The sequence below is a fragment of the Paracoccus sp. (in: a-proteobacteria) genome (genome assembly GCF_039808215.1).
Lineage (GTDB): Bacteria > Pseudomonadota > Alphaproteobacteria > Rhodobacterales > Rhodobacteraceae > Paracoccus.
This window is the reverse complement of record NZ_JBDHSP010000113.1, coordinates 1-6,128: the sequence shown is the minus strand read 5'-3', so window position 1 is coordinate 6,128 and position 6,128 is coordinate 1. Positions and strand designations below refer to the sequence as shown.

Here is a 6,128-nt window from a genome sequence, read left to right as displayed (position 1 = left end):
AATCAGACGGGCATGGACGGGAGCGTCGTCTCTCTATCCTTGATAATTGCACCTGAATTTCGGCTGGTGCTCACAGCAAGAACGACTATTATAGATGGGGTATTCGGGTGTTTCGCTTGAAGCGCAGCTCATTCAACTGGTCTCTGGTAATCATGTTATTGTGAGAGCTTCCCGTTCCATCCCTACTCTATGCCGGAGAACAAAGCCTTGAGCCTGGGTCTGATCATAGATATCGAAGGCTGGATGCGCTTTGGGTTGCCAGACACGACCAAACTCAATGGCGCAAGTCGTCGGTACCGCCGGAAAAATAGCAAGGTCGACGTCTGATCCATGCTGGATCTGTATTTCATCAAATACCCTTCCTACCAGTATCCGATATCCTGTCAAATCGGCCTGATTCCGCAATTCATTTGCACCAAAACGGCTACTACGAATCTCCCAGATCGATACGTCCTGTCCAGGAAATACCGCAAGGACACGGTCATCAGAAATTTCCGCGGTAACAGACAACTTGAGCGCCACCTTCTTCGGACCTGATCGTCCAGCGATCCGGTCGAAGCTGAGCTGTTTGACATCGTTTGGCCAGGCCCAGCCAGGCTTTGGTTCACGATGCCGCCCATAGACAGTCGCCTCCGAAAGGTCTGAAAGCAGGCGACCGAACTCCATCAGGATCGGGATCGGTGCGAACCCAAAAATTGCGAGATGCTCAAGATCACCCTCCCGATAACGGCCTCGAATTTCACGTTCAAATCTTGTCCTGAGGTTATTGATCTCGGTTGGGTAGTATGTTGGGTCACTATCCTTGTGATCCATCCCCCTGATCTTGATGTCGATCGGGTGCCGATCCGCCAACACAAAGTCAGGCGTTATTGCTTCAATGCAAGCCTTGAGAGGTACAGCGGTCTCGTTGTCACCAATCGCAGCGCTGATGCGAAGTATGTGTGCGGCCGAAGCCGTTGGATTCGACATAAGGCGATGAACATGTTCTTCATGAGCCCGCTTCATCTCACGCAAAGCTGCGACCGTGTATCGGTGGATTTTTCTGGGGTCATCGATCTCCTTGTGGTGAGGATCACATATCAGCATCAGATTGTCAGGATCGTCTGACAACTGATGGGAAAGAACCGGATCCCCCCGCAAAAACGCCGGGTCGGATGCAATAATGTGCGCGAGGTAAGCGTGGTTCTTGTTGAGATCCCCCGTAATCAGATCACCGTCGAGGCGTTTTCCACAGCCGGGATACTGGCACCTACTGGCAGCGCGCCCCCAAACGACCATCCGTGTGACCGGTGAAGGGCTACGTCCTCGCGCCATCAGTCTCGTCCAGTTCAAGTGCTATCATTTCGCGAATAGAAATAGGGCCTGGTGCATTAGCTCCATGCCAAGTTCCGTCCAGGTGCCAGATTTCGTAGTGATGGAGCCATTCTGAGACCCACGGAACCGTGGTATCAGCGATCAGCATGGTGTTTTTCCATTCCCCGGTATCAGGGTCGTACAAGCAGAGCGCCGAGTCCTCAGGCTTGTCGCTATTGTAGCGAAGATGCGGGAGGTCGATGAAGTCCTCCCCTTCGCGCGGCCGCAGCTTTGGCTCACAGATGAAGGCGAGGGGAACAGCCTTGGAATTCTGCCATTCCCACTGGATCTGTACTGTGTAGCTCATCTGGAAACCACGAAGCGGCCCGACCCAGACAAGGAGCTGATTGCTATGGGCGAGACGCGGCCTGAGTTCAGGCCACCGTTTCTCCATCCGTCCAAGCTGAGATTGGGCTGACCTCGGCTTCGTGCGCTTGATCATCGCTTCAACCGGCCCGGGTGAAAATGGTGAGCTGGCGCTCTCGATACCTCCGCGGCCTTCGTTGCAGTCGGTGCCAGAAGAGCAGGTGCGGCGACGAATCCCTTGCCGCGTTCATATGCGCTTGGGGTAGCAATGGTCGGCAAACCATCGATGTAGGAGCGAACCGCCTGTTCGCTTACCTTTTCGCCGAACAGCCCGTCAAAGATTTTCCGAATATCAGTAAGCTCGGAACTCCTGGCTTTTGCCAACTCTGCCAGAAGATGCTGGAGATCAGTGCGGAATACCCTCATTTCGTGATCAGATTTGGGCCAGCGATCGTTAAAGTTCTCTTCCAAGAATACCGGGTTACGCTCTTCGGGTCTGCGGCCAGTCTCCAAGGCAATAGCCATCCGGCAATCAAGCTCTTGAGCAAACGCCTCTAGCTGAGCGCAAACTCCAAAAGCGCTCGGAGGCACTTCGACGGCAATCTTGGAGAGATAAATCGAGACCGGACGCCTCATATCCCGATTGGCGTATCGCAGGTTCAAGTAGCGCTTCATCAGCTTGAGCGCGATAACCTGCGGTGCATCGCGGACCGGATCAATGGGCTCGGGCAGCTCGTCTATTTCTGCGGCCATCATGACGGTACCCGACACCAATCGATCCTTGATCTGTAGACGAGCGCGCAGATCACTGACCTGATTCTGGAATGCAATCGTCGGCATCGAGACCCGCCTCCGGAACCAGCCTCCAAAACCGTAGGGGTTCACGGCAAATCTTGCATCCGGTCCATCATCAGGGCTGTGATAGATGTCGCCGACGCGCTCGGCGCGAGGGGCCTTCGCCGGGTCCATCGGGGTCACATCAAGGTGCATGAACGCAAACTGAAGTTGGATGCAGCGGGTGCAACGTTCGATCTTGCGGACGTCTGGAAAGCCTTGGAACGCTTCGTGAAGCTCATCCAGGACCTTCCGGGGCGTCCACCCAAACGGTGTGCCGAATTCCAGTATGGCATCGAGATCGAACCGGTCGTCCTCCGCACCATGGACGATGGTAGCGCCAATCGCTCGAGATCCTTGGGGGTAGACCAAGGCAGTTTCGAGGTGGAAGCGCATACGGCCCGTGGGCCTCTGTAGAAACTCGGGGATCAACTGGTAGCGTTTGCCCGCGACTTGATGGTCGCGTGGGCTCAGCTCCATTTCGAGAACCGTGGCAAGAAGCAGGGCGTCCAGCCCGGGTGCGGTTGTATCAAGGGGCATCGAGAACTCCTCCTGTTGCCGAGCTCGTTCGACTGCCTCCCTCAATCGCCGCGCCGTACGTCAATATATAGGCATCGATATCATCGATCAACACCATGCCTGGTTTTTTGTTCTTGATTTGATCCATTCCATCTTCTCGACTTCTTGGTGACGGCAGGGGAGCCTCTCCGCGCTCCCAAGAGCCTGTTCACTACGAGTACGACGAACAAACATCCGCACGCTTGTTTGCCGACAGTGCAGGGCACTTCTCAGTTGATCGTATACTCCCGCCAGGGGATCGACCGCAGCGGCACCCGCGACATGAAGCGGGCGATGTCCGGCCGGCCGTAATAGGTCGGCCGGCCGCGCCCGTCCTGCGCCATCAGCACCACCGGCACGCCGAAGACCGGGGCAAAGCCCCGGATCGCGTCGGCGGCCGCCACGCTGTTCTGCACCACATGGGGTTTCACCACCACGATGGCGAAGGTCTGACCCTGCTCGCGGATCACCGCACCTTGCACACGCATCTGCCTCGCTCCTTCTCTCAGGCCGCCAGCCTGTTGAGGCGGCTGTTGATCCATTCCCAGGCCTCTTGGGTCAGCCAGCCCGAATAGTCGCGGGTGACGCCGATCACGAGGACGCGGTCGTTCTTGTCGACGTGGGGGGCCAGCCGGTCCCAGACGCCCTTGGCGTTCAGATTGGTATCGACCAGCCAGGTCGATCCGAGGTAGTGCCACCAGTCCCCGAGGTTCTTGATGGCCTTGTGCAGCTCGTCGTAATTCTGACCCGGCCGCTTCAGGTCGTAGTTGATCGCGTAGATCATTTTTGTTCTCCTGTCGGTGTCGCGACGCGGACCGGAAACCGGCCTGATGCGCCTCGACTCCCTATGCGGACATCGAGGGGCGTCCCGGACATCCGCCGTCTCATGTCCGCGCAGGGGCCGCTCTCCCGCATAGGAGAGCGAAGGGGGACGGAAGGTGTGAGTTTGCAGGAAGCCGCGACCGCCAGGAGCAGAGCCGAGATCGTCGAGGCGATCCGAGGCCTTTCGGCCGCCGATTGGGTGCGGCTGAAAAAGGTCGCTGCCTACTATGCGCGCCCCGCCGTTCCGGCCCAAGACCTGCTGCAGGAGGCGTTCGCCCGCGCGCTCGATGGCAGCCGGGTCTGCCCGGCCCATGTGGATGCGGTGCGGTTTCTGGCAGAGGCCGTGCGCAGCATTTCCGACGGCGAACGGGAAAAGGCCTCGCGCCGCCCGGCCCTCGTTTCCATCGAGGGCGGAAGCAGCGGCGCGGCGGCCATGAATTGCCCGGACCCCGAGCCGGGCGTGGAGGACCGGATCGTGCATGCGGAGCAGGACGCGCGGATGCGCGCCGAAGTGCTCGCGCTTTTCGCAGACGATCCGGCCGCGAAGGACATTGTGGAAGGCACTATGGAGGGCATGACGGCGGAGGAACTGCGAGAGCTGACCGGCCTCGACAGGACCGCCTACGATTCCAAACGGAAACTGATCCGCCGCCGGATCGACAAGAGATACCCCGAAGGATGGCAGCCATGACCGGTAAGAACGACAAGGCCGCGCGGCCGCTCGGCCGGCTGGCGGATTCTCTCGCCGAGGACATTTTCAACGTGTCTGACGAGCAGATTCTTGCTGAGTTCCGAGAGGACGGTGGAGACCCGGATCAGAATGCGGTCGAGATGCGGGCGCTGTTCGAGAAGAGCCTGCTTACGGTGAATAAAGCCCGGATGGCATCTGCGAAGGCTGGGGCTGCCACAAGCCGTCACGTTCCAAAGGAGCAGACCGCAAACGTCGTGAATATTGCAGATGCGCGAACGCGCCTTCGAGCCGTTTTAGCACGCGCTGATACTATTCCTGGTCTGACTTTGGCAGCGCGCAAGGAGAACGAGCTTTCGGATGCTGATGTTCTGGGGATGCTGGAAGAGCTGGCCGAACTGGGCCTGCTGGAAGACAACGATGAGGCCGGAAAATCCTAATGCGGCTGTCTCCTGCCGAATTGCTCCTTCAGGAATTGGGTGTAACTGACCCGACCGAGATCGACCTTGAGGCAATCGCCTATCATGTGAATGCGCATGTCCGATACCGGCCTCTTGATGGTTGTGAGGCCCGGATCGTTGGGACGGCGGATCGCGCCATCATCACCGTAAACTCTAACAGTCAGTGGCGCCGAAAACGATTCTCGATCGCGCATGAACTGGGTCACTGGCACCACCACAGGGGACGTTGCCTTGCCTGCCGGGTAGAGGAGTACCGCCCGCGATCTGCGGTTTCTCCCGAACGAACCGCTGACGGGTACGCGGCCGATCTTCTCATGCCGAACTATCTGTTCCGCCCGTTGGCCAACGCGCAGAAGAAGCTGAACTTTGCTTCGATCAAGGCTCTTGCCGACGCTTTCAATGCTAGCCAGACGGCAACAGCCATCCGTTTGGTCGAAGCCGACTTCGCCCCGGCGATGCTGGTTTGCCATGGGCCGCAAGGTCGGAAATGGTTCGTCCGATCCCGCAGCGTGCCTGATCGGTGGTTCCCGCAGGATAATCTAGACGCGGAGAGCTACGCCTTTGGTATCCAGTTTGGTGCCGATCCGGACGGCCCGATCCTTCGGAAAATTGGGGCGGATGCTTGGTTCGACCGCGTTGGTGCAGATCGTTTTGAGATTCAGGAGCAGACCATCCGGACTGGCCCTGGCGAGACTCTGACTCTGCTGGTATTTTGCGACGAGCGGATGCTTGAAGATCAGGATATGCGGTGGTATGGTCGATAACCATTTCATAAATATTGATTTTTGGGGGAGGTTGGTGGTTCCTGCATCGTCGTGGCCCATCATGAGACGCTGCTGCTTGCCGACAAGGACGACTAAATTAGCCGTAGTTTACAAAAGCGCCTGCAAACAGCCTATGAGAGATACCGGTCCTTGATTCTGGAGGGTTCGGTATGCCTGAAGATCACTTCATCGGGTTGGACGTCTCGGCTCGGAGCGTCAACCTCTGTGCGGTGGATAGGGACGGCAAGGTCGTTCATGAAGCCAAGCTATCGTCGCAGCCAGATGACATCGCCCGTCATGTTCTGGCGCTTCCATTCACTGTCGCTCGCATCGGCCTGGAGG

9 protein-coding genes are annotated in these 6,128 nt (G+C 58.0%); 3 read left to right on the top strand and 6 right to left on the bottom strand.

Going from position 1 to position 6,128, the window contains the following annotated elements:
* Nucleotides 1-150: 150 nt before the first annotated feature.
* The 6 genes from WMK75_RS17895 to WMK75_RS17870 all read right to left on the bottom strand — a co-directional run bounded on the left by WMK75_RS17895 (nucleotide 151) and on the right by WMK75_RS17870 (nucleotide 3,835).
* The gene (locus tag WMK75_RS17895; protein ID WP_347268942.1) at nucleotides 151-1,314 is read right to left on the bottom strand and encodes an HNH endonuclease; all 1,164 of its coding nucleotides are present in this window, start codon (nucleotides 1,312-1,314) and stop codon (nucleotides 151-153) included.
* Nucleotides 1,298-1,660, bottom strand: a complete 363-nt coding sequence (locus tag WMK75_RS17890; RefSeq protein ID WP_347268941.1) for a hypothetical protein — start codon at nucleotides 1,658-1,660, stop codon at nucleotides 1,298-1,300. Before WMK75_RS17890 ends, WMK75_RS17895 begins: the two co-directional genes overlap by 17 nt.
* 131 nt (nucleotides 1,661-1,791) lie before the next feature.
* Complete coding sequence (locus WMK75_RS17885) at nucleotides 1,792-3,033, bottom strand: nucleotidyltransferase (protein WP_347268940.1); 1,242 nt, start codon at nucleotides 3,031-3,033, stop codon at nucleotides 1,792-1,794.
* Nucleotides 3,023-3,160: a hypothetical protein gene (locus WMK75_RS17880; protein ID WP_347268939.1), complete on the bottom strand. Its 138-nt coding sequence runs from the start codon at nucleotides 3,158-3,160 to the stop codon at nucleotides 3,023-3,025. The genes WMK75_RS17885 and WMK75_RS17880 overlap by 11 nt, the downstream gene beginning before the upstream one ends.
* A gap of 121 nt (nucleotides 3,161-3,281) precedes the next feature.
* Entirely contained in the window at nucleotides 3,282-3,539 is a 258-nt protein-coding gene (locus tag WMK75_RS17875) for a hypothetical protein (protein ID WP_347268938.1), read from the bottom strand.
* Between the two features lie 17 nt (nucleotides 3,540-3,556).
* A complete protein-coding gene (locus tag WMK75_RS17870) occupies nucleotides 3,557-3,835 on the bottom strand; it encodes a hypothetical protein (protein ID WP_347268937.1) in 279 nt (92 codons plus the stop codon).
* A 156-nt stretch (nucleotides 3,836-3,991) separates the two neighbouring features.
* On the opposite strand from WMK75_RS17870, the gene WMK75_RS17865 reads away from it, so the two are divergent.
* From WMK75_RS17865 to WMK75_RS17855, 3 genes are read left to right on the top strand one after another with little or no spacing between them, the layout of a single operon-like run.
* Nucleotides 3,992-4,564, top strand: a complete 573-nt coding sequence (locus tag WMK75_RS17865; RefSeq protein ID WP_347268936.1) for a hypothetical protein — start codon at nucleotides 3,992-3,994, stop codon at nucleotides 4,562-4,564.
* Nucleotides 4,561-5,001 (top strand): hypothetical protein, encoded by a 441-nt coding sequence (locus WMK75_RS17860; RefSeq protein WP_347268935.1) that lies wholly within the window; start codon nucleotides 4,561-4,563, stop codon nucleotides 4,999-5,001. Before WMK75_RS17865 ends, WMK75_RS17860 begins: the two co-directional genes overlap by 4 nt.
* Entirely contained in the window at nucleotides 5,001-5,786 is a 786-nt protein-coding gene (locus tag WMK75_RS17855; RefSeq protein ID WP_347268934.1) for an ImmA/IrrE family metallo-endopeptidase, read from the top strand. Before WMK75_RS17860 ends, WMK75_RS17855 begins: the two co-directional genes overlap by 1 nt.
* Nucleotides 5,787-6,128: the final 342 nt, after the last annotated feature.

Excerpts from the sequence above, each read along its gene's own strand:
- WMK75_RS17895 (WP_347268942.1), bottom strand. The coding sequence starts at position 1,314 with ATGGCGCGAGGACGTAGCCCTTCACCGGTCACACGGATGGTCGTTTGG.
- WMK75_RS17890 (WP_347268941.1), bottom strand. The coding sequence starts at position 1,660 with ATGAGCTACACAGTACAGATCCAGTGGGAATGGCAGAATTCCAAGGCT.
- WMK75_RS17885 (WP_347268940.1), bottom strand. The coding sequence starts at position 3,033 with ATGCCCCTTGATACAACCGCACCCGGGCTGGACGCCCTGCTTCTTGCC.
- WMK75_RS17880 (WP_347268939.1), bottom strand. The coding sequence starts at position 3,160 with ATGGATCAAATCAAGAACAAAAAACCAGGCATGGTGTTGATCGATGAT.
- WMK75_RS17875 (WP_347268938.1), bottom strand. The coding sequence starts at position 3,539 with ATGCGTGTGCAAGGTGCGGTGATCCGCGAGCAGGGTCAGACCTTCGCC.
- WMK75_RS17870 (WP_347268937.1), bottom strand. The coding sequence starts at position 3,835 with ATGATCTACGCGATCAACTACGACCTGAAGCGGCCGGGTCAGAATTAC.
- WMK75_RS17860 (WP_347268935.1), top strand. The coding sequence starts at position 4,561 with ATGACCGGTAAGAACGACAAGGCCGCGCGGCCGCTCGGCCGGCTGGCG.
- WMK75_RS17855 (WP_347268934.1), top strand. The coding sequence starts at position 5,001 with ATGCGGCTGTCTCCTGCCGAATTGCTCCTTCAGGAATTGGGTGTAACT.